The sequence below is a fragment of the Streptomyces sp. AC602_WCS936 genome, assembly GCF_019049125.1.
Lineage (GTDB): Bacteria > Actinomycetota > Actinomycetes > Streptomycetales > Streptomycetaceae > Streptomyces.
Genome location: NZ_JAGMUF010000051.1, coordinates 15,918 through 36,807, shown reverse-complemented (window position 1 = coordinate 36,807; position 20,890 = coordinate 15,918). Strand labels below are relative to the sequence as shown.

Genomic DNA, 20,890 nt, shown 5'->3' with positions numbered 1-20,890 from the left:
CGCCACCGCTGTTGGCGAAGACCAGCGCCCAGAGGGTGTGCAGCGCGGCTGCGAGCAGCGCGGCCGCAGGCACAGGCTGCTCGAACCGGGTGAGGTAGGGGCCGAGTCGCTCGATTCGGGGCGCGGGCTGAACACAGGCCGTGCCGGTGCGGCCTGATCAGGCGCGCACCGGAACCGAATCACGTGTGCGGCGCCCGACGGCCGGGGCTATGAGGACGGCCATGCTGACGAACGCCAGTACCACCACCATCGCCGGCCGCAGCCCGTAGTGATCGCCCAAGAAGCCGAGAGCGGGCGGTCCCACCAGGAAGGCGACGTAACCGATGGTGGCGACAAGACTGACACGAGCGGTCTCGTCAGGCCCCGAGTCGCCCGCCGCAGACAGGGCCACCGGGAAGCCCAGGGACGCGCCCAGACCCCAGAACAGGACCGCGGCCGCGGCGACGACAGCGTTGTCGGAGGAGATGACCAGGAACAGGCCGACGGCCCCGGAGACCGCGCTGGCCCGCACGACAGTCGCCCGGCTGTAACGGCTGAGAAAGAACGTGCCGCTGAATCGCCCCAGGGTCATGGCCGCGGCGAACCCCACGTACACGAGTGAACCGGCCGCGGCGTCGAGCCCGTGGCCGTCGACCATGAGCAGCGGCAGCCAGTCGTTGGCGGCCCCCTCGGCGAGGGCCATGGCCAGGACGATGGCACCGATGAGCAGCAGCCTTCGGTCCGTCCACACCCGCGGCCTCGCGGGTTGAGCGGCGTCCGAGGCAGGTGGTGCGGTGCGGATCCCGATCCCGGCGGGGACGGCCCCGATGGCGTACATGAAGATCGCGGTCGCCACCGCGGCGACTGTCGCCAGGTGCCAGTGAGCGGGCCACGCCACCGCGGTGGCCGCCATGCCTGCCAGACCACCGACGACGGTGCCCAGGCTGAAGCATCCATGAAGCGTGGGCAGGACCGTGGTGCCGGTGATCCGTTCCACGTCGGCGCCGTCCACGTTGATCGCCACCTCACCCGAACCGATCCCCGTGCCGAACACACACAGTCCCGCAGCGACCAGCGGTGCGGAGGTAAGAGCGCTGCCGACCCCTACGACGGCCACACCGGCGATGACCAGCAGGGTGGCGAGTGCCGTAACGGGCCTGGTGCCGAATCTCGACACGAAGCGGCCGGAACACAGGATGCCTGCCATGGAGCCGACCGACAGGCCGAAGAGCACCAGTCCCATCTGTCCGGTGGACAAACCCAGGTGATCACGGATGTCCGGCGTGCGCGTGACCCAGGAGGACAACGCGATGCCGTTGAGGAAGAAGAACAGGAACAGCGCTCGACGGCGTCGGCGTACGGCGCGGTCTATCAAGAAGGTGCTCCGCTGGAGTTCGACAGAATAGGGGCAGGCAGGCGACGAGTCCGCACGCCCACCGAGTATGCACGAATGTACACACTCGGTGGCGGTACGAGAAGACAAGGCAGACCACGACGATGACAGGCAGCTCCCGCGGCCCCAACGACCCCCTGCGTCGCGAACGCATCCTCGATGCCGCGCTGGACGTCATCGCCGAGCACGGGGCCATCAAAGTGACCTTCCGCAAGATCGCCGACGCGGCCGGTGTGCCGCTCGGTTCACTCACCTACTATTTCGACGACATGCAGCACCTGCTCACCGACGCCTTCACCCGGCACGCCGAGTCCGTATCCACGCGTTACGGGGCCCTCCTGGAGGGGGCGCAGTCACCCCGGGAAGCACAGGAGGCGGTCGTCGAGATCATCTGCGGCAAAGTCTGGGGCACCGACCAGAATCTCCTGCTCAGCTATGAGCTCTACGCCTTCGCCACCCGCCACCCCGAAGTGCGCGCCGTCATGCGGTCCTGGATGCAGGCCAGCCGCGACTCGCTGGCCAGACACTTCGACCCGCTCACCGCCCGGGCCCTCGACGCCCTGATCGAAGGATTCTCCATCCACAACTCCGTCGACCCGCGACCCACCGACCGCGGTGAGGTGGCCGCCATTGTGAGCGCGGTCGTCGACCGGCACCGCTGATCCCACCACCCAGGCACAGGGGAATGTCTGCGCGTAACAGTCCGCCGCCCGAGCGCATTGGGATCAGCCCGAACTGTTTTCGAACAGCAGCTCTGAGCCCGCGGTGATCAGGCCAGGAAGCCTTCTACGTCTGCCTCCGCGACCCCGACGGCCACCGCGTGGAGATCTACACCTCCGACTACTGCACCGGAGACCCCGCCCTCCACGTACCGCTGGGACGTCCGCGACGACCGGCGCCGCGACTTCTGGGGCAACGCGGTCATCCCGTCCTGATACCTGATACCTGATACACGGAGGCGACGGCCGTGCTCGACCTGGAGGACAGGGAGACACCCGTGCGTGAGCCGGCCCGCAGCGGACCGAGCGAGGTGCAGGTGGGGGCGGACGGCCTGGGCAGCCGGCCGGCGGACTCGGAGAGCTTCGAGTGATCCTGCGGGTGGGTCCGCCGGCCGAGCATCCCCAAGTGGCCCTGGTCCAAGCGGAGGAGCTGACCCGGTTCCACGTGACGAGCGGCTTCGCACGCCGGGCGGACCTGCTGGCCGCGCCGCGCACGGCGGGGATGGGACAGGATGATCCGGACGACGACGTGTTCGTGTCCGTCCACGCGCTGCGGAGCCTCGCGGCGAGCGGACCGGACCTCGACTGGGCCGTCCGCTTCGACGACATGGTCGCGCGGGCAGGGGTGGCCGGCTGGACAGACCGGGACCGCACGCAGGTGCGCGCCCATGTCGTCCGAGAGGCGTCCGGCCCCTGAGCCCTGGCAGGGCCCGCCCCCGGGCGGCGGCAGGCGGCTCAGGGTGCCTGCGCCGCCCCCGGATCCGTGCTGTCCCGTACGACCAGCCGGTGCGGGATCGTCAGGTCGGAGGCGGGGACCTCGTTGTCCGGGCTGTAGATGCGGTCGGCGAGACACTGCAGGGCGCGCTGGGCGATCTGGCGTTTGTCGGGGGAGACCGTGGTCAGCGTGGGGTGGCTGTAGCGGCCGTCCTCGATGTCGTCGAACCCGACGACCGCCAGCTCCTGCGGCACCCGCACCCCCCGCGTGTGCGCCATGTGCAGGGCGCCCAGGGCGAGTTCGTCGGTGAAGGCGAACACCGCGTCCGGGGCGGCGTCCCCGTCGAGCAGTTCGGCCATGGCCCGCGCGCCGTCCTCCCGGTGCAGTGCGCCGACCGGCCGCTCCCACTGCGGCTCGGGTGTGATGCCCACGCGGCGCAGCGCCCTGCGGTAGCCCTCGGCGCGCTGTTCGGCCGTGCCGTTGTGCAGGTGCGGCTGGAGCCCGATGGCGGCGATGCGACGGCGTCCGAGCGACAGCAGATGCGTGGTCGCCTCGTCGGCCGCGGCCACGTTGTCCACCGCCACGCGGTCCGCCCGTCCCTGGGTGCTGCGCTCACCGAGCAGCACCACGGGCAGCGGGCGCGCTATGTCCGCCACCTCTCGGGTCTCCAGCGCCCACGGCGTGATGATGAGGCCGTCCATCACCCGGCCGCCGTCGCCCTTGAGCAGCCGGCGTTCCGCCTCGGCGTCCCCATGTGTCTGGTCGATGATCACAGTCCAGGACCGGCGTCCGGCCTCGTCCACGAGGAGGCCGGCGAGCTCGCTGAAGTAGGGCGAGTGCAGCTCCGGGATGGCGAGACCGATGATGCCGGTCCGGCCGGCGCGCAGGCTGCGGGCGGCGAGATTGGGGCGGTAGCCCAGCTCGTCGATCGCAGCCTGCACCCGCCGGCGGGTCTGCTCGGAGACGCGGGCGGTCCCGTTCACCACGTTCGACACGGTGCGCGCCGAGACCCCGGCGCGGGCGGCTACGTCTTTCAGGCTGCTGCTCACCCGCACATCGTGGCATGCCGCGAGGCGCTGACCAAGATCTGTCCCGTGCGGGTATTGCCACGTTGAATTCAACGATGCAACATGTGCGAAACAGGTTCGACTGCACGTGCAAGGAGGCACCGCATGAGTCCCCACGCCTACCCCGGTATCGCCCCGGCCGACCTCGACGTGGACGTGACGGCCGCCGTCGAGGCCCTGTATGCGGACGGCATCACCGCGCGCAAGGGTGCCTTCGCCCCCGAGTGGGCCGACCGGCTCCGTGAGGACGTCGACGTGGCGTTCCAGGAGGCCCTGACCCGGCCCGGCGGCGCCGTGGGACGCGGACCGCACCGCTACTACGTGGAGATCCACCCCGAGCAGCTGCGCGGCTTCGTCGACCTCGTCGACCACCCGTGGGTGCGCTCGGTCTGCACCGCCGTCCTCGGCCAGGACTACCGCATCGTCGAACTCGGCTTCGACGTGCCGCTCGAGGGCGCCGTCAACCAGCCCTGGCACCGTGACTTCCCCATGCCGGAGGAGACCCGCGCCGGGCGCCGACTGACCTCCCTCGCCTTCAATGTGACGGCCGTCGACACCGAGGAGGACATGGGCCCCTTCGAGGTCGCGCCGGGCACGCAGTGGGACGACAGCCCCGAGTTCGGTCACGGCATGTTCCCGCCCCGGCCGCACTACCCGCGCTACGAGGAGCTGGCGGTGCGCAAGTACCCGCAGCGCGGCGACATCTCGGCGCGCACCGCGCTGACCATCCACCGCGGCACCAAGAACAACTCCGCAAAGTCCCGCCCCGTGCTGGTCCTCGGCGTCGACGGCCCCGAGGCCACCAACGGCGACCGGCACGACACGGCCGTCACCCGCGCCTACTGGGAGACCCTGCCCGAGCGGGTCCGCCGCCACCTCGACTGCCCGATCGTCGATGTTCTGGAACCGGTGACGCAGAAGCACACCATCGAGGGTCTGGTCATGGGCGATGCCTGAGCTCGACACGGCACCCGGACCCGCCGAGACGCCCGGGCCACCCGCCGACGACTCGCGTAAGGTGCCGGCCACCGTCTACGCCGTGTCGGCCGTGTCGGCGCTGGGCGGTCTGCTCTTCGGCTACGACACCGGCATCATCTCCGGGGCCCTGCTGCACCTGCGCGACGACCTGGACCTGAGCTCCCGGCAGCAGGAGATCGTCGTCAGTGTCATCCTGCTCGGTGCCATGGTCGGAGCGCTGCTCGCGGGCCGCCTGGCGGTGCGCCACGGCCGCCGCAAGGTCGTCATCGGCGTCGCGGTGGTCTTCGCGGCCGGGGCCGCCGCAGCTGCCGCGGCACCCGGCACGGGCAGCCTCATCGCCGCGCGCTTCGTCCTCGGACTGGCCGTCGGCGGCGCCTCCAACATGGTGCCGGTGTACATCGCCGAGGTCGCGCCCGCCCGGATCCGCGGCCGGCTGATGGTGCTGTTCCAGCTGATGGTCGCCTGCGGGCAGCTCATCGCGTATGTCTGCGGCTGGGCGCTGTCGGACACCGGCGGCTGGCGTCTGATGTTCGGTCTGGCTGTCCTGCCCGCCGTCGTCCTCGGCGTCGGCATGCTGTTCATGCCCGAGAGCCCGCGCTGGCTCGTCGAGCGTGGCCTGCACGAGGAGGCGGCGACGGTCCTGACCGGGCTCCGGCCGCCCGGCACGGACGTTCGCCGCGAGATCGACGAGATCACCGAGGTGGCCACGGCCACGCCCGCCGGCGGCTGGCGCGACCTGCGGCACCGCTGGCTTCGCCCCGCGCTGCTGATCGCCGTCGGCATCGCGGCGTTCTCCCAGCTCACCGGCATCAACGCCGTGGTCTACTACGCGCCGACGATCCTCGTGGACGCCGGGTTCGGTGACTCGGTCGCGCTGCTCACCGGTATCGGCATCGGCGTGATGCTGGTGATCGCCGGTGTGGTCGGTGCGATCGCCGTGGACCGGATGGGCCGACGGCGCATCATGCTGTGGTTCCTGCCGGGCTCCGGCCTCGCCATGGCGGTCATGGCGTTGGCCTTCCTCGGCCCGGAGGGCTCGGCGGCCCAGCGTTGGACGGTGATCGTGGCCCTGTTCGCGTACATCCTGTTCAACGGTATCGGGATCCAGGCGGTGGTCTGGCTCATCGGCCCGGAGATCCTGCCGTTGGGCGTGCGCGGCCCGGCGACCAGCCTGGCCACCGTCACCCTGTGGGGGGTCGACCTGCTGATCGCGGTGACCGCGTTGACGGCCATCGAGGCGATCGGCCGCTCCGGGACGTTCTTCGTCTACGCACTGATGAACGTCGCGTGCATCGTGTTCGCGGCGGCGAAGGTGCCGGAGACCCGGGGACGGTCCCTGGAGAGCATCGAGCGCGCGCTGAAGCGCGGCGGATCCTTCCGGAAGTCGCTTGAACTCTCCTGACAGACCAGCACTGCTCCCGCCCGAGAGCCGGCCCCGCCCTCCGTGCCAGGCGGGTCGTCCCCCTCGCCACTGCGGAGGGCAACCCGTGCCGGCCCCCGTTGCAACGGCTACGGGGCTCTGCAGCCCGGGGACAGCCGCCGGACGCCCGCCGCGCTCGCAGCAGATATGGACATGGCGGCCCGGTCCGAAGGCCGCTCATGGCCGGGCATTTCCGAGCAATGCACGGGAAGGCGTCGGCACGTGCGGGACGGACGGAATCCGTCGGCCGTCCTGGATACTGGGATCGGGGATGGAGGCGACCGTGCTGACTGAGCTGCGCGAGCATGTGGGCAAGTCCCTGTTCGAGCGGGTGGCGGGCTCGGACGGATCGGCCACCCGGGTTCGGATCCACGACACCCCAGGTCCTCGCTGGTTCGGTCCCGACCGTCCCATACGCGCTGTCCACGGCGATGCCTCGATGTTCATCGGCGGCATCAGTGCCCTGCTGCTGCAATCCCTGCACCCACTCGCCATGGCGGCTGTCGCCGCCCACTCCGGCTACCGGGGCGACCCGTGGGGCCGACTGCAACGCACCAGCACGTTCCTCGCGGTCACCACGTACGGCACTGCCGACGACGCCCAGCAAGCGGTCGACCACGTCCGCGGCATCCACGAGCGCATCCGCGGCAGGACCGCAGAGGGGCTGGCCTATCACGCCGCCGACCCGCACTTGCTCGGCTGGGTCCACGCGGCCGAGACCGACAGCTTCCTCCGCGCCCATCGGCGCTATGGGGCCCACCCCCTCGACGACGCGGACTACGACGCCTACGTCGCCGACACCGCCCGAGTGGCTGAGGCACTGGGCGTGATCGACCCTCCCCGCGACCGTCACGACCTGTCCGAGCGCCTCTCCGCCTACCGGCCGGAACTGCGGGCCACCCCTGAGGCCAGGGCCGTCGCACGTTTCCTGCTGCTGCAACCACCGATTCCCCTCCTAGCACGGCCGCTGTACGCCGGACTCGCGGCGAACGGCGTGGCCTGCCTCCCGGCATGGGCCCGGGAGGCGTTGAGACTGCCAGGCCTGCCAGTCGTCGAGGACCTCGCTGTACGCCCCGTCGGCCGCGTCCTGACAGGCGCCATCCGCTGGGCCATGGCCCCGCCACCGACAAGTCCGTACCGCGGCACGGACGGCACGGCGTGCGCGGGTCGGCACGCGGGCCGCAGACATCGCGCGAGGGGCGGACGGCGCCGTCTCGGACCACCGGCAGCACGCAGCTGACCGATCCTCGCCACCCCACGCGGCGCACGCGGCTGGCCGGAGCGGGGTGTCCGCCGCCGACCGGGGCGGACTCTCCCCACCTCACTCACACGCCACTGCCCGGACACGGAGGCCCTCCGGCACGCCGACCGAGGGAAGCCGACCACTGGGAATCGCCGGCGCGATCCCTGACGCACGAGCCGGGGGCTTCACTCGCGACTCGACCCCGTGGGACGTATGGGCAGTCGGCAGCGCGGCCGCCCTGCCGTGAGGGGGGTGAGTCGGCTACGACACAACGGGCCAAGTCGGCAGTTACGGGATCAGGAACTCAAGCTCGGGCCGGTCCCACGCCACCGCGGGCGGGTTCGCGGAGGCGGTTCCGGTGGGGAGGGCGCCCACACTGCGGTAGAAGCCTTCGGCCGGTGGATGCGACACCACCCGGACACGGTCCAGCCCCGCCGCACGGGCCTGGGTCTTCATGTGATCGACAAGCAGCCGCCCGATGCCGCGGCCCTGCGTACCGTCCTGGACGAAAAGCAGGTCCAGTTCCGGCGGCACGAGGACCAGCGCATAGAAGCCGAGCACCCGGCCCGTGACATCATCGGCGTCGACGGCTACGAAGACCTGGTGGTTCTCGATGTAGTCGGGCCCGACACGGTAGCCGGAGACCATCGCCGCGTACTGGCCTTCGTAGGCACGCGAGCCGCGCACGAGCCGCGTGAGCCGCTTGGCGTCCCGGGCGACCGCCCGGCGTACGAAGGTCTCGCCACGTACGGACGCGGTACTCGATTGCACACGGAGCATTCTACGCGTCCGGGGGGGCGAGGCCTCCGCGCTCCGCACCGGAGGCCTCCCGGCGCACCAGGAGAGGCCAGTCACCAGTCGGCTCGATCGCTACGGTGACCTGGGTACGATGCCGCAGTTCGCGCTCCAGTCGCCGGATCGGCAGGATAGGAGCATGACCGAGATCCGCACGCCTCGTCTCCTTCTGCGCCGCTGGGCGGATGACGACCTTGCTCCACTGTCCGAGATCCATGCCGATCCGGCGGTGATGCAGAACATCGGTGACGGCAGGCCGCGCTCGACCGGGCAGACCGCCGGGGACATCGAGGTGTGGGAGGAGGAGTGGGACGACGAGGGATTCGGAGTGTTCGCGGTCGAGCTCCTGGGATCCGGTGAACTGGCGGGTGCGGTGGGCCTGTCCGTGGCCGCCGAGCCGGCCGAGGTAGCCGGTCAGGTCGCGATCAGCTGGCGGCTCGGACGGGTGTTCTGGGGGCAGGGATACGCCTCCGAAGCGGCGCACGCCGCTTTGGAGTTCGCCTTGCAGGACCGCGGTCTCGAGCGGGTGATCGCCGTATTGCGTGCGGGTGACAGTGCCTCCGCGACTGTGGCCGACAAGCTTGGCATGCAGGGGGAATGTGCCGTACGGCACCCGGTCCACGGCTACGACCTGAAGGTATTCGGAATCGACCTGACGCAGTACCAGGAATAGGGCGCGGGCCCCGGACGCGGTCCGCACGGCGCCGCGGTAACGGTGGCCGGCCCCGCGGTGGGTGCCCCGGGCTGATACTCACATCGCGTCCTCTGTCCCTCCCCGAACCGGACCGCGCTCACCGCTCTGCTCCGGGCCAGGCGGATCGTCGCTTCACCCCGTTCCGCCACCACGTCGATGGTTGAACCGGGCCGGGCGCGTCGGTGCAACTGGTCGACAACGCGTGGCGCTCGGCGGTTCCAGCCCAGTAAGAGAACCCGCTCGCCCGGTGGCGCACCCGGCGGAGGCCGACGCCCCGTCTCCGCGCGCCGCCCACGCACCAACGGCCATGCCGCCGTCGAACGGGGGAAGAAGTGGCAGCAGGACCCGGTACGAAGGCCCGGCAGCCGTCTGTGCTTTCCGAGGTCAGCCCTTCAAGGGTGGTCGCGGCGTCAAGCCTGCCCATCGGGGTGATGGCGAGGCGAGCGCGGGCAGGGAGGAATCACAGTGGACGAGTCGTCAGTGCGGGCGGTGGGCTGGGCGCGCTCGCTGCCCATGAATACCGAGCCGAAGGCGGCACGGGACTGGGCACGTACGCATCTGGAGGCCCTCGGCTGGACGGACAGCGTCTCGCGGACGGTGGATGACGTCCTGCTGACCGTCTCCGAACTGGTCACCAACGCTCACATCCACGCCCACTCCAACGCCCGTCTCGTGATGGTTTGGGACGGTCGGTGCCTGCACATCACCGTGCACGACGACAGCGTCGCCCCACCCAGGCCCCGCGAGCCCAGCAGCGACCGCCTCGGCGGACGCGGCATGTTTCTCGTCGACGCCCTGGCCGATGCGTGGGAGGTGCGTCCGTGTCCTCACGGCAAGTCGGTGACTGCCTGCTTCAGTCCGCCGGTCACCTCGGCCGACTCCGACTGACGCGGGCGCCGGCGGTAAGCGGGCACCACGCCGAGAACCGTCGGTCGTCAGCGGTACCCGCCCTCTCCACCGTTGCCCTGCCGCGGAACCATCACTGTGCACACGGCCGGGAGCAGGCCCCCGAGGAGGGATTCCGCCGGCCTGACCCGGGACGATGAAGGCTGCCGCACGCAGACAGCAGATGAAAGCCGCCGAGCCGCATCCGCGGAACCCCGGGTATCTGCGGGACCGGATCACCGTCACACGTATCAAGGAGAGACCCCGTGCCGTCCACCGATGTCGTCGAGCTCCTCCTGGAGGACCACCGCCGCATGGAGGAACTCTTCCGCACCATGCGCAATGTCGAAGCGGACCGTGCCGCGGCCCTGGAGGGATTCGCGGACTTGCTCATCGCGCACGCCTCGGCCGAGGAGGACGAGGTCTACCCCGCCCTGCGTCGGTACAAGGACGTCGAGGGCGAGGATGTCGACCACAGCGTCCACGAGCACCACGAAGCCTTCCGACGGGTGGGAGGAGAAGCTCGGAGAGCTGCTCACGACGGTCAACCACCACGCGGACGAGGAGGAACGCACACTCCTCAACGATGCCAGGGAGAACGTCGCCGGTGACCGCCGCAGGGAACTGGGGCAGAAAGTCCAAAAGGCGCGCAGTACCAGAAGTCCGGCTGCGGCAGCGTCGAGAACGTGCGCAAGCTCGTCACCGCCGCCAACGACTGCCCCGCGCTTCGCCGAGAGCAGGGTAGTGATCGACCACGTGGTCAGTGATCGGTGACGTCCGTGGTGCAGGTCGGGGACGTCGGAGACTTTCGCGCGCCACAAGGGGTGACTCCAGCAGGTGGAGGAGGCCGCAGACCGCCGACTGCGGCCTCCTCCACCTGCTCCGTGACCGCTCGCACGGTGTGGGCCGGCCGCACCATGTGATCCCTGCCGCCCGCAGCCGTAGTGGTAGTCAGAGCGAGCGGCTCTTTGCCCCTCCAGCACAAGCAGTGGGTGTATCTCCGGCGAACGGCTACCGTGCGGCAGAAGTCTCCGCTGTGAGCCGCCCGGAGCCTGGGATCGCCACGGACAGGAATTCCTTCGCGCCGGGTCAACACTACGCAGCTCGTTGACAGGCGTCCGTCATGCCGGGGTGCCGGGCTGACGCCACGTCCCTCCAGCGTGAGGCGGGAAGTACCGTACGTCGTCGGCCGCGGCCCAGCCATCGGGCTCCTGTCGCTAAGGTCGCCGTGCATGATGGCGGCCCGAGCCGGTGACGACATCTCCCGGCAGGTGCGTCCGCCTCTCGTCGGGCCCGGAAGGAGAACAAATGACCGGCACCCAGCACATACCGGACACCGCGGACGGCACACGCGGTGGAGGGGCCGCCGGTGAGCGGGCCGTACGGATACGGCGCCGTCTGGAGCGTCTGATCGGCATCGCGGCGACCGAGGGGAACGCGCTGGTCGCCCTCCGTAACGGCGACGAGATTTTCCCGGCCATGCTCGACACCATCCGCTCCGCCGAGCACACGGTTGACATGATGACCTTCGTCTACTGGAAAGGTGCCATAGCCCGCGAGTTCGCGCATGCACTGGCACAACGGGCCCGGGACGGGGTCAGGGTGCGACTGCTGCTGGACGGCTTCGGCAGTCGGCTGATCGACAAGGACCTGCTGGACGAGATGGACCGGGCAGGAGTGCAGGTCGCCTGGTTCCGCAAGCCGCTGTACCTTTCGCCCCTCAAGCAGAATCACCGTTGCCACCGCAAGGTGCTCGTCGTGGACGAGCAGGTGGCCTTCACCGGCGGCGTCGGCATCGCCGAGGAGTGGTGCGGGGACGCCCGCAATCCGCGCGAGTGGCGGGACACCCATGTGCAGGTGCGCGGGCCGGCCGTGGACGGCATTGCGGCCGCGTTCGCGCAGAACTGGGCCGAGTGCCACGACGAGCTTTTCGACGACCACGACCGGTTCACCGGCCACCGTCCGCAGGGCGATGCCGTGGTGCAGGTGGTGCGCGGCTCGGCCAGTTTCGGCTGGCAGGACATGCAGACCCTGATCCGGGTCATGATCGAATCGGCCGAGGAACGCTTTCGGCTGGCCACCGCCTACTTCTCCCCGGACACCTACTTCGTCGAGCTGCTGTGTGCCGCCGCACGGCGGGGCGTCGAGGTGGAGATCCTGCTGCCCGGCCCGCACACCGACAAGCGGGTCTGCCAGCTGGCCGGGCAGCACCATTACGAGGCCCTGCTCGCGTGCGGAGTGAAACTCCACCAGTACCAGCCGACAATGATGCACACCAAGGTCATCACCGTGGACCGCACGGCGGCTCTCGTCGGCTCGACCAACTTCAACCGGCGCTCTCTCGCCCATGACGAGGAAGTCATGCTCGCCGTCCTGGACGAAGAGTTCACCGCGACCCTCGACGCCCACTTCGACGCCGACACGGCGGCGAGCCGATCCATGCAGGCCGGCCGCTGGGGAAGGCGCTCTCTCCTCCAACGCACCCGCGAGTATGCTGTCCAGCCCATTCGCCGCTACCTGTGACGACCCACCGGCAGAACTCCAGGAACTTGACCCGATTCTTCGTCGGTTTGATGTGGCCGTAGAGCTTGTCCCGCTCGGCCCATTGCCGCCCGGGGTGAGGCTGGAGGTTGAGGGCCCGAACTCGTCCAGACATAAGACGACGTCTGGCTCGTCCGCCTCGGGTACGACTTCGCCGTCGGCGATGTCGTGGAGGTGCTCGACCTGGGCCTTCGTGGCCGCGTAGTCCGGGTCTCGGGAGGTCTTCCCAGGTCTTTATGCGTTGAAAGGAGAAGCCCTCCCCGCGGAGCAGGATGCGCAGGCCAGGCCCCCGTGGCTGACGCCGTCGACCACCCCCTCGGCGACCAGGGAAGTCCGCCGGCTTGGTCAGACCCCAGGTCGAGAACGGCAGGCCGTGCCCACAACTTCAACATGGACGGCTTCGAGGCGCTCTGTCCAAAGTACCGGGGCGGCCGGCCAAGAACGGATGACGTCTTGGACCCGGTCCACGCTGGTGAACGTCACCTCGGCGACCTTCACCACAGGCATGCCTTGCGCGGACAGCAACACCATTTGGGCCCGCCGCCAGGTCACCACCGGCCCCGTGCCTCGGCGGATGATCCACAGCAGCCGTCCGCCTTCGTCGTCATCGATCTCACTCACCCGCATCCGCTCAGCCAAGGACCAGCACCCTGGCAGATCCGCTCAGCCCCCGCTGCGTGTCCCTCCCAGCCTGACCGGGGCATGTGAGTGCGGGAGCGAGAACGGACGGATCGACCAGCTGGTCATCGGCAGATGAACCTTCACCGTGGCCCCGCCGACCGGTTGCCCGGTCACTGCTTCGGCCCTTCACGGTCCTGGCTTTCGAGCTCTGCCAGATGCTCCAGCGCCGGAAGGGCCGGCATCAGCGCCTCGACCTCGTCGCCGGTGAGCTCGCCGATCATCCGCTGGAACGCGCGGACGCCCGCCCGGCGCCGCGTCCGGACGTAGGAGGCGCCGGCCTCGGTCAGGCACACGAACGTGACCCGCTCCGGGTGCCCGGCGGTCCTCATTCAGGGCCCCAAAGCATCCCTGACCTGATGCTTTCCCGTCAGCGCCCAGGCCGACATCTTTCCGATGACGTCGCACGTGGAGTGCGTGGCGATTCTGGGCCCTGCGCAGAAGGGCTCCTAACCTGCGGCTTCGCGCATCGTGGCACCGTCTGCGGTCGAGGTGCCGGCCACGTCGAGTACCTTGTCCGCATGCCGAGCCCCGAGGCGGTGGAAGCCGCCGCAGGATGCGCCGCGGCGAGCATGCCGACCGCGAGGGCCGCCGCCGTCACGGCGGCGGCCCTCGCGGGCATCGGCGATCTCCGCGTGACAGGCCTAGTCAGGCGCGGGTCCAGCGCTGGTTGCTGCCGTTCGAGCAGGAGTAGAGCTGGATCAGGGTGCCGTTGGCGGTGCCGGCTCCGACGGCGTCGAGGCAGAGGCCTGACTGGACGCCGACGACGGATTCGTCGGAGTTGAGGCGCCACTTCTGGTTGTCGCCGCCCCAGCAGCTGTAGATCTGGACCTTGGCGCCGTTGCCGGTGCCGGCGGCGTCCAGACACTTGTCGCCGTAGACCCGGAGCTCACCCGCGTCGGTGTACGTCCATTGCTGGTTGCTGTTGCTGTGGCAGTCCCACAGCTGGACCTGGGTGCCGTCGGTGGTGCTGGCGTTGGGCACGTCCAGGCAGCGGCCCGAACCGACGCCCTTGATCTGTCCGCCGTCCGCGGGGGGCTCCGTGGAATCGCCGCCGTTGAGTGCGTTGAGGACGGAGGTGTAGGCGGATTTCTTGCTGCCGTCGTTGTTGAACAGCAGCGGCGTCTGCTCAGATCGCCAGGAGTCGCTGTCGCGCACACCCCAGACGGTGACGCCGAGGCAGCGCGAGACGGCCAGGCAGTCGTTGACCACGTTGGCGTAGGTCGTGGGCGAGGCGCCCTGGATGTCGAGTTCGGTGACGGCCACGTCGACGCCGAGGGCGGCGAAGTTCTCCAGGGTGGTGCGGAAGTTGCTGTTGTAGGGGCTGCCGCTGTTGAAGTGCGACTGGAAGCCGACACAGTCGATCGGCACGCCGCGCTGCTTGAAGTCCCGCACCATGTCGTACATGGCCTGGGTCTTGGCCCAAGTCCAGTTCTCGACGTTGTAGTCGTTGTAGCAGAGCTTGGCGGACGGGTCGGCGGCGCGCGCGGTGCGGAACGCGACCTCGATCCAGTCGTTGCCGGTGCGCTGCAGGTTGGAGTCCCGCCGGGCTCCCGAACTGCCGTCGGCGAAGGCCTCGTTCACGACGTCCCACTGGGAGATCTTGCCCTTGTAGTGGGCCATCACGCCGTTGATGTGGTCGATCATCGCCTGGCGCAGTGAGCTGCCGCTGAGGCTCTGCATCCAGCCGGGCTGCTGGGAGTGCCAGGCCAGGGTGTGACCGCGCACCTCCTTGCCGTTCTGCACCGCCCAGTTGTAGACGCGGTCGGCGGCGCTGAAGTCGAACTGGCCCCGCTGCGGTTCGGTGGCGTCGATCTTCATCTCGTTCTCGGCCGTCACCGAGTTGAACTCACGGTTGGCGATCGACGTGTAGGTCGAGTCGCCCAGCCTGCCCGAGGCGATGGCGACGCCGAAGTAGCGGCCGCTCTGCGCCGCCGCTGCGCCGAGCGTGCTTTCGGCGGCGTGTGCGGCCGGCGGCGTGACCAGTGCGGTGGCCGTACCGGTGGCGCCGACGACCAGCGCCAACAGCAGGCCGCGGATCTTCCGGCGGACAACGGATCTGGGAAGGGCGTACGAGCCCATTGATGTGCCTCCAAAGTGGACATCACGGAAGGACGGGAGCGGAGGGGGATTGCGCCGTCCGCTCCCATTCGGCAGACGGACGGATGGACAGGGCGGGCCGGGGCCCGGGCGGCCGGAATCACCGGACACAGTGCCCAAGGCTGGTCCGTTCGAGATACCGATCTGTGGCCGACTTTCCAGACAGGAATGATCGAGGCGTTGATGATGCATCGTCAATCCTTCCCGCAGAAAAAGTTTCTGCTCTTCGCCCGAAACTTTCTATGGAGGAGGTGAGTGCCGAACCCGCAGTGCCGCCGTCAGTGGAGGTCATAGGCGGGGTCGTCGGGTCGTGCATCGGACACTAGTGGTGGAACGTGCGATGTCTCGCGCATGGGCCCAACGAAACTTTCGACATCGATGGCGACGTGTGCGAGGGGTCTTGACGCCATTCATCGGCTCCCTATCATTCAGGTTGCTCGACACTTCGTATCGTGTTCGATATTTCGAATACCTCGCACTCGCTCCATCGCGCAGCAGGGCGACTCCGGGGCGCACCGCCCGAACGCGGAGCCGTAAGGAGTCGTGCCACATGTGTACGTGATGTGTATGTCATGCACCTGCCAACCCCTGCTCTTCTCGTCTCAAGGTTGAGGAAGGTCCCATGCACAGAGGAAGTCTGAGCCGCAGTCATCCGTCTGTGGCGCTCGCCGCCGTGGTCGCGGCCCTGGCCGCGTTGGCGGCACTGCTCGTCGCCACCACCCCGGCCCAGGCGGCCACCAGTGGCGCCTTGCGTGGTGTTGGTTCGAACCGGTGTCTCGATGTGCTGGGTGCCGACCAGACCAACGGCACGTACCTGCAGGTCTACGACTGCTGGGGCGGGACCAACCAGCAGTGGACGCTGACGGACGACGGCCGGCTGACCGTGTACGGCGACAAGTGCCTGGACGTTCCGGGCCACGCCACCACGGCCGGTACCCGGGTGCAGATCTGGAGCTGCAGCGGTGCCGCGAACCAGCAGTGGCGGGTGAACTCCGACGGCACGGTCGTCGGCGTGGAGTCCGGGCTGTGCCTGGACGTGAAGGACAACGGTACGGCCAACGGCACGGCGGTGCAGCTGTGGACGTGCAACGGCGGCAGCAACCAGAGGTGGACCGGCCTGTCCGGGACGCCGCCGACGGACGGCACATGTTCCCTTCCGTCGACGTACCGGTGGACATCGACGGGCGTGCTGGCGCAGCCGGCGAACGGGTGGGCCGCGGTGAAGGACTTCACCACCGTGACGCACAAAGGCAAGCACCTAGTCTACGCGTCCAACTTCTCGGGATCGTCGTACGGCTCGATGATGTTCAGTCCCTTCACCAACTGGTCGGACATGGCGTCGGCCGGCCAGAACGCGATGAGCCAGGCCGCGGTGGCGCCCACGCTGTTCTACTTCGCGCCCAAGAACATCTGGGTGCTGGCGTACCAGTGGGGTTCGTGGCCCTTCATCTACCGCACGTCGAGCGACCCCACCGACCCCAACGGCTGGTCCTCCCCGCAGCCGCTGTTCACCGGGAGCATCTCCGGCTCAGACACCGGCCCGATCGACCAGACGCTGATCGCCGACGGCCAGAACATGTACCTGTTCTTCGCCGGTGACAACGGCAAGATCTACCGGGCGAGCATGCCGCTCGGGAACTTCCCGGGCAACTTCGGATCGTCGTACACGACGATCATGAGCGACACGAAGGCCAACCTGTTCGAGGGCGTGCAGGTCTACAAGGTCCAGGGCCAGAACCAGTACCTCATGATCGTCGAGGCGATGGGCGAGAACGGGCGCTACTTCCGCTCCTTCACGGCCTCCAGCCTGAACGGGGAGTGGACCCCGCAGGCCGCCACTGAGAGCAACCCCTTCGCGGGCAGGGCCAACAGCGGCGCCACCTGGACCAACGACATCAGCCACGGTGACCTGGTCCGCGACAACCCCGACCAGACCATGACCATCGACCCCTGCAACCTGCAGTTCCTCTACCAGGGCAAGGACCCTGACGCGGGCGGCGAATACAACCGACTGCCGTGGCGGCCGGGTGTCCTCACCCTGCAACGCTGACCTTCCCGATTCACGGTGACCGTGATGTGGCGCGGCCCGCAGACGTGTGGGCGAGCGGTTCACGGCGGGGTCGGTTCCGCCTGCCGACCGACACCACCACATCGAGGAACCCCAGCCGTGCGACGGCCGGGGTTCCTCTCACCTCTCAGTGCGGGCCCGCGGGAGCGCCACTCGGAGCGGTTCGTGACCGGGCAGCCGTTGTACTCGGTCCTGGTCGGCGGCATCGAGGAAGGCGTGCCGTCCACCGTGCACCGTGCGCCGAGCGCCGCCACGACGTTGGCACCCTCACCTGCATCCGCTCTCTGGAGGCCGGCTCTCCGGTCGCTGCCGCGGACGAGGCGGACGGCTGGCTGGACGCACTGGACAGAGCCCTGGCATGCCCGTCAGGTCATGTCAACGGCTTGATCTTCTGGCCGCCGGAGCGGGAGCTTTCGGCTGATGAGGTGGTCGATCAGGCTCTGGCGTACCGGCCGATCGTTTTGTGAGGTGGCGGCTCAGCTCCGAAGCCAGATGAGCAGGGCCGCGGCCCGGGAACTCCCCGAAGAGCTGGGCGTTCGTGCGCCCGTGCGCTTGATGTTCAAGTTCCTTTGCCGGCGAGTCCGGGCCGGCAGCCGAAGAGGCGTCTCCCCGGCGATCCGGCGATGTCAGTGGCGGCTGCGATGCTGTCAGCATGATCCCTTGGAACCTGCTGGTCATCGACAAGGCGCTGCGGGCCAGTTGGGCCGCTGACACCTGTTCCCCGGACGACCTCGCCCGCGCCGGCTGGCAGCCCGGCAACCCGGCGTGGGGTCACTGTGACATCACCGCTTTGATAGTGAACGACATCTTCGGTGGGGACCTCGTGGTCGGGGAGGTCCATTGCGGCGGGGAACAGCACGGATTTCACTGGTGGAATCGGTTGCCCAGCGGTGTGGATGTTGACCTGACGCGCGAGCAGTTCCGGGATGGCCAGACCGTCACCGCGGTCCGGGTCGTCAAACGTCCACCTGGGCCTCTTCCTCGACGCTGGGAGGAGTATCTCCTTCTGCGCGAGCGCGTCGTCGAGCACCTCGGTCACCTCCCCGAGCCTGCCTGACCCGCGGAGATCGTGCTTCAACTGCACGTGCCGATCATGGTGGTTCGTCGTGCGGGAAGGCGGCTGACCCGGCTGGCCCCGGCGGCGGCACCACGGAGCCGAAAGATCCCCTCGTGCTGTGCGGCGAGCCGGCCAAGGCCTGGGCGCGGAAGCCCGCGAGCTCGTGGCCGAGGTCGCCATGACGACGCCACCGGTTGACCCGCTTCGAGGCGCAGGCCCGTGAGATACCTATCTCGGCGGCGACGTGCGCGATTGGGCGGGTGCGGCAGCGTTCGATGAGGCGGCGGCGTCCTCGACACATGGGGGTGCGTTGGCGTGTGGCAAGAGGAGTCCTCCGTAAGCGATCGCCTGGCGGGGTCAGCGGCTGCCACCCGCCCCGTGGTTGAGGAGGGGACTGGATCGCACGGTGCGTGGTGCCGGTGGCCTGCAAGGACGGGTGCTGTCCGTCTCGGCGGCGCCTAGAGTCGAGGCGGTCCATGACCGGGTGCGAACACCGAGGCTCGCCGGTGCTGTGCCGGTATGCCCTGGTCATGCCTGCGCAGCACCGAGCGGACGGCTGGATGAAGGACGTTGGTGGGTCACACAGACTTGATCGCGCGCCCGTCGATGATGTGGTCCGCCCCAGTGGTGTTGCCTACGAGCGGTGAAGCGAGGTACGCAACAAGGTCAGCGACCTCCGCAGGCTTCATGAGCCTGCCAGTGACCACCCCCATGGCCGCTGGGAGGTTGCGCAAGCTCCTCCCGACTCAGGCCCAGGGACTCGGCGAGCTCTGCTCCATAACCGTCCGAGGATTCCCACGGCTCGGCGCACGTACTACGCGCTGATCCACGAAGCCGCACAGACCCCAGCCCACCGACGCCCGAGACATGGATGAACTGGCAGGGCTCGTAGTGGACACACTGCTGACCGGCGTCGGCCAGCAACCGCTGAACCCCAACATTTAGACGAGCACCCGGAGTCGTCTCCCACGGTTACGGGAAACGCTGATCGGATCGTTGGCGACCGTCACAACGTGCTGGCCCGCGACAATTAGGCGCCGTGGTGGTTCTGCGGCCCCGTGGAGAACGCGGCCCTGCGGGCGGCTGCGGCGAGCCAGGGCCTGATGGAGCCGTCGTTGGTGAGGTCGGCGCGGTAGGCCAGCGCCGCGGTCAGGTAGCGGTGGACTCTCCGGGTGTACCGCCATCGGTAGCTGCGGTGAACCTTGTCGGGACAGGGGGCGAGGCCGCCCCCGTCGCGGGCGCTTCAGATGGTGAGGTGCCACGCCCCACCCCCGTCGCCCAGGTACCCGTGCGCGTCCGCAGCCGTCGCCGCGTCGGGGAACGCGAAGACCTGGACGGAGACGAGGACGGGGTTCTCGGGCGTGGCGTGGGGACCGGGCTGCTCCGCGTAGACGCCGGCGACCATTTCGGAACAGTCACGGCGCGTGAGTTCCCTGACCAGGTCGCTGGGGCCCGCTTCACGGGAGAGGCGGGTGTCCTCGGCGATCCGCGCGAACTCGATGTCCACGTCGTTGGTGAACCGCCGCGGCAGCAGGGCGTCCGGGGTGAACGGCGTCTCGTCGGTGGAGGCGCGGTTCCAGGAGTCGGGGGAGGGCGGTCGAGGCGCGCGCGGCGTGTCGTCCATCAGACGGGTAGGCGGGGGCGGGGGCGTCGCCGCGGTGGGAGCTTCCGCTGCCGCGCACGACGCCAGGAGTGCCTGAAGCCGCTGCCGGACCTGCTGCGCCGACGCGGGGCGCCGGTCGGGATCGCGCTCCAGCAGTTCGGCGACGAGCGCGGTCACCTCCGGCGGCAGGCCGGAGCGGAACGCGTCGAGGGGCGGGGCCTCCTCGTCGAGCTTGCGCCGTACGACCGCGATGCTGTTGTGCCCGGTGAAGGGCGGCCGGCCGGCGAGCATCGCGAAGAGCATCCCACCGAGTGCGTACAGGTCGGAGCGTTCGTCGCCGCGTTCCGTGAGGAACTGCTCCGGTGCGCCGAACTCCGGCGTTCCGGCCGGAGTCAGTTGGGAGGAGCGCGCCACGGTGAACGCGGCCTGGACGAACCCGGCGATCCCGAAGTCGATGACCTTCACCAGCCCGTCGCCGGTGAGGATGACGTTGTGGGGCTTGATGTCGTAGTGGATGACCTGGGCCCGGTGGGCGGCCTCCAGCGCGGCGCAGACGCCGTCGGCGACGGCCACGGCACGTGTCAGAGGGAAAGGGCTCTCAGCCTGGAGACACGCTGTGAGCGTCTGGCCGTCCACCTTCTCCATGACCAGGAACAAGACGTCGTCGTGGGTGCCGCGGTCGTACAGGGCGGCGACGTTGGGATGGGCGATCTGGGCAGCGGCGACCGCCTCGCGCTCGAACCGCCGGGGCAGGTCGGCCCGGGCAAGCCTGTCGAGATCCAGCAGCTTGAGCGCGACCTCACGGTGGAGTACGCGATCCCGCGCGGCCCACACCTCGCCCATGCCACCCCGGCCCAGACGGCCGATCAGCTCGTAACGGTCCGCGATCAGCTTTCCCCGCTCCACGTCCGCCCCCTGCCTGTCCGTGACATGGCAGGGGCCAGCATACGAGACG

Annotated in this window: 17 protein-coding genes and 4 pseudogenes; 13 read left to right on the top strand and 8 right to left on the bottom strand. The window is 69.3% G+C overall.

From position 1 onward, the window contains the following. Positions 1 to 157: 157 nt before the first annotated feature. Positions 158 to 1,354, bottom strand: coding sequence for an MFS transporter (locus KUM03_RS17120; RefSeq protein ID WP_217249545.1), 1,197 nt, complete (start codon positions 1,352 to 1,354; stop codon positions 158 to 160). Positions 1,355 to 1,476: 122 nt separating this feature from the next. Here KUM03_RS17120 and KUM03_RS17115 point away from each other — a divergent pair, with 122 nt between their 5' ends. From KUM03_RS17115 to KUM03_RS17110, 3 genes are all read left to right on the top strand, one after another. After that, positions 1,477 to 2,034: a TetR/AcrR family transcriptional regulator gene (locus KUM03_RS17115; RefSeq protein ID WP_217249543.1), complete on the top strand. Its 558-nt coding sequence runs from the start codon at positions 1,477 to 1,479 to the stop codon at positions 2,032 to 2,034. A gap of 305 nt (positions 2,035 to 2,339) precedes the next feature. Beyond that, positions 2,340 to 2,462 carry a hypothetical protein gene (locus tag KUM03_RS38875; RefSeq protein WP_302185868.1) on the top strand — a complete coding sequence of 41 codons (123 nt, stop codon included), beginning with the start codon at positions 2,340 to 2,342 and terminating at the stop codon, positions 2,460 to 2,462. 35 nt (positions 2,463 to 2,497) lie between these two features. Then, positions 2,498 to 2,788, top strand: a complete 291-nt coding sequence (locus KUM03_RS17110) for a hypothetical protein (protein WP_217249542.1) — start codon at positions 2,498 to 2,500, stop codon at positions 2,786 to 2,788. 38 nt (positions 2,789 to 2,826) lie between these two features. Here the strand turns inward: KUM03_RS17110 and KUM03_RS17105 are convergent, their stop codons facing one another. Further along, entirely contained in the window at positions 2,827 to 3,855 is a 1,029-nt protein-coding gene (locus KUM03_RS17105) for a LacI family DNA-binding transcriptional regulator (protein WP_217249540.1), read from the bottom strand. A gap of 123 nt (positions 3,856 to 3,978) precedes the next feature. Between KUM03_RS17105 and KUM03_RS17100 the strand changes: the two genes are divergently transcribed. The 3 genes from KUM03_RS17100 (at position 3,979) to KUM03_RS17090 (ending at position 7,511) form a co-directional block, all read left to right on the top strand. Continuing rightward, positions 3,979 to 4,830 carry a phytanoyl-CoA dioxygenase family protein gene (locus KUM03_RS17100; RefSeq protein WP_217249538.1) on the top strand — a complete coding sequence of 284 codons (852 nt, stop codon included), beginning with the start codon at positions 3,979 to 3,981 and terminating at the stop codon, positions 4,828 to 4,830. Then, positions 4,823 to 6,253, top strand: a complete 1,431-nt coding sequence (locus KUM03_RS17095; RefSeq protein ID WP_217249536.1) for a sugar porter family MFS transporter — start codon at positions 4,823 to 4,825, stop codon at positions 6,251 to 6,253. Before KUM03_RS17100 ends, KUM03_RS17095 begins: the two co-directional genes overlap by 8 nt. 289 nt (positions 6,254 to 6,542) lie before the next feature. Then, complete coding sequence (locus KUM03_RS17090) at positions 6,543 to 7,511, top strand: oxygenase MpaB family protein (protein ID WP_217249534.1); 969 nt, start codon at positions 6,543 to 6,545, stop codon at positions 7,509 to 7,511. A gap of 291 nt (positions 7,512 to 7,802) precedes the next feature. On the opposite strand, the gene KUM03_RS17085 is transcribed toward KUM03_RS17090, so the two are convergent. After that, a complete protein-coding gene (locus KUM03_RS17085; RefSeq protein WP_217249529.1) occupies positions 7,803 to 8,294 on the bottom strand; it encodes a GNAT family N-acetyltransferase in 492 nt (163 codons plus the stop codon). Positions 8,295 to 8,448: 154 nt separating this feature from the next. On the opposite strand from KUM03_RS17085, the gene KUM03_RS17080 reads away from it, so the two are divergent. The 4 genes and pseudogenes from KUM03_RS17080 to KUM03_RS17065 all read left to right on the top strand — a co-directional run bounded on the left by KUM03_RS17080 (position 8,449) and on the right by KUM03_RS17065 (position 12,411). Next, positions 8,449 to 8,982: a GNAT family N-acetyltransferase gene (locus KUM03_RS17080; RefSeq protein WP_217249526.1), complete on the top strand. Its 534-nt coding sequence runs from the start codon at positions 8,449 to 8,451 to the stop codon at positions 8,980 to 8,982. Positions 8,983 to 9,468: 486 nt separating this feature from the next. Beyond that, complete coding sequence (locus KUM03_RS17075; RefSeq protein ID WP_217249524.1) at positions 9,469 to 9,891, top strand: ATP-binding protein; 423 nt, start codon at positions 9,469 to 9,471, stop codon at positions 9,889 to 9,891. A 263-nt stretch (positions 9,892 to 10,154) separates the two neighbouring features. After that, positions 10,155 to 10,655 (top strand): annotated as a pseudogene (locus tag KUM03_RS17070) (hemerythrin domain-containing protein). A 541-nt stretch (positions 10,656 to 11,196) separates the two neighbouring features. Beyond that, positions 11,197 to 12,411 carry a phosphatidylserine/phosphatidylglycerophosphate/cardiolipin synthase family protein gene (locus tag KUM03_RS17065; protein ID WP_217249522.1) on the top strand — a complete coding sequence of 405 codons (1,215 nt, stop codon included), beginning with the start codon at positions 11,197 to 11,199 and terminating at the stop codon, positions 12,409 to 12,411. 1 nt (position 12,412) lies between these two features. On the opposite strand, the pseudogene KUM03_RS39030 reads toward KUM03_RS17065, so the two are convergent. The 3 genes and pseudogenes from KUM03_RS39030 to KUM03_RS17050 form a co-directional block, all read right to left on the bottom strand. Beyond that, a pseudogene (locus KUM03_RS39030) lies at positions 12,413 to 13,068 on the bottom strand (IS630 family transposase); the annotation flags it as partial. 152 nt (positions 13,069 to 13,220) lie between these two features. Further along, positions 13,221 to 13,418: pseudogene (locus KUM03_RS17055) on the bottom strand (MarR family transcriptional regulator); the annotation flags it as partial. 337 nt (positions 13,419 to 13,755) lie between these two features. Next, positions 13,756 to 15,189 (bottom strand): endo-1,4-beta-xylanase, encoded by a 1,434-nt coding sequence (locus KUM03_RS17050; protein ID WP_217249519.1) that lies wholly within the window; start codon positions 15,187 to 15,189, stop codon positions 13,756 to 13,758. A gap of 640 nt (positions 15,190 to 15,829) precedes the next feature. Here KUM03_RS17050 and KUM03_RS17045 point away from each other — a divergent pair. From KUM03_RS17045 to KUM03_RS38355, 3 genes are all read left to right on the top strand, one after another. Further along, positions 15,830 to 17,257, top strand: coding sequence for a non-reducing end alpha-L-arabinofuranosidase family hydrolase (locus KUM03_RS17045; RefSeq protein WP_217249510.1), 1,428 nt, complete (start codon positions 15,830 to 15,832; stop codon positions 17,255 to 17,257). A gap of 302 nt (positions 17,258 to 17,559) precedes the next feature. Continuing rightward, a complete protein-coding gene (locus KUM03_RS38360) occupies positions 17,560 to 17,742 on the top strand; it encodes an e9imm peptide (RefSeq protein WP_254399462.1) in 183 nt (60 codons plus the stop codon). 185 nt (positions 17,743 to 17,927) lie between these two features. Next, positions 17,928 to 18,332: a hypothetical protein gene (locus KUM03_RS38355; RefSeq protein ID WP_254399456.1), complete on the top strand. Its 405-nt coding sequence runs from the start codon at positions 17,928 to 17,930 to the stop codon at positions 18,330 to 18,332. Positions 18,333 to 18,498: 166 nt separating this feature from the next. Here KUM03_RS38355 and KUM03_RS17035 read toward each other — a convergent pair. Then, a pseudogene (locus KUM03_RS17035) lies at positions 18,499 to 18,656 on the bottom strand (IS481 family transposase); the annotation flags it as partial. Positions 18,657 to 19,575: 919 nt separating this feature from the next. Next, positions 19,576 to 20,890: serine/threonine-protein kinase (locus tag KUM03_RS17030; RefSeq protein ID WP_217249507.1), on the bottom strand; the 1,315-nt coding region annotated here is incomplete at its 5' end.

Bases quoted from the DNA above. Each gene is read 5' to 3' on its own strand.
- KUM03_RS17050 (WP_217249519.1), bottom strand. From the start codon at position 15,189: ATGGGCTCGTACGCCCTTCCCAGATCCGTTGTCCGCCGGAAGATCCGC.
- KUM03_RS17090 (WP_217249534.1), top strand. From the start codon at position 6,543: ATGGAGGCGACCGTGCTGACTGAGCTGCGCGAGCATGTGGGCAAGTCC.
- KUM03_RS17085 (WP_217249529.1), bottom strand. From the start codon at position 8,294: ATGCTCCGTGTGCAATCGAGTACCGCGTCCGTACGTGGCGAGACCTTC.
- KUM03_RS17115 (WP_217249543.1), top strand. From the start codon at position 1,477: ATGACAGGCAGCTCCCGCGGCCCCAACGACCCCCTGCGTCGCGAACGC.
- KUM03_RS17065 (WP_217249522.1), top strand. From the start codon at position 11,197: ATGACCGGCACCCAGCACATACCGGACACCGCGGACGGCACACGCGGT.
- KUM03_RS17100 (WP_217249538.1), top strand. From the start codon at position 3,979: ATGAGTCCCCACGCCTACCCCGGTATCGCCCCGGCCGACCTCGACGTG.
- KUM03_RS38355 (WP_254399456.1), top strand. From the start codon at position 17,928: ATGATCCCTTGGAACCTGCTGGTCATCGACAAGGCGCTGCGGGCCAGT.
- KUM03_RS17095 (WP_217249536.1), top strand. From the start codon at position 4,823: ATGCCTGAGCTCGACACGGCACCCGGACCCGCCGAGACGCCCGGGCCA.
- KUM03_RS17045 (WP_217249510.1), top strand. From the start codon at position 15,830: ATGCACAGAGGAAGTCTGAGCCGCAGTCATCCGTCTGTGGCGCTCGCC.
- KUM03_RS17080 (WP_217249526.1), top strand. From the start codon at position 8,449: ATGACCGAGATCCGCACGCCTCGTCTCCTTCTGCGCCGCTGGGCGGAT.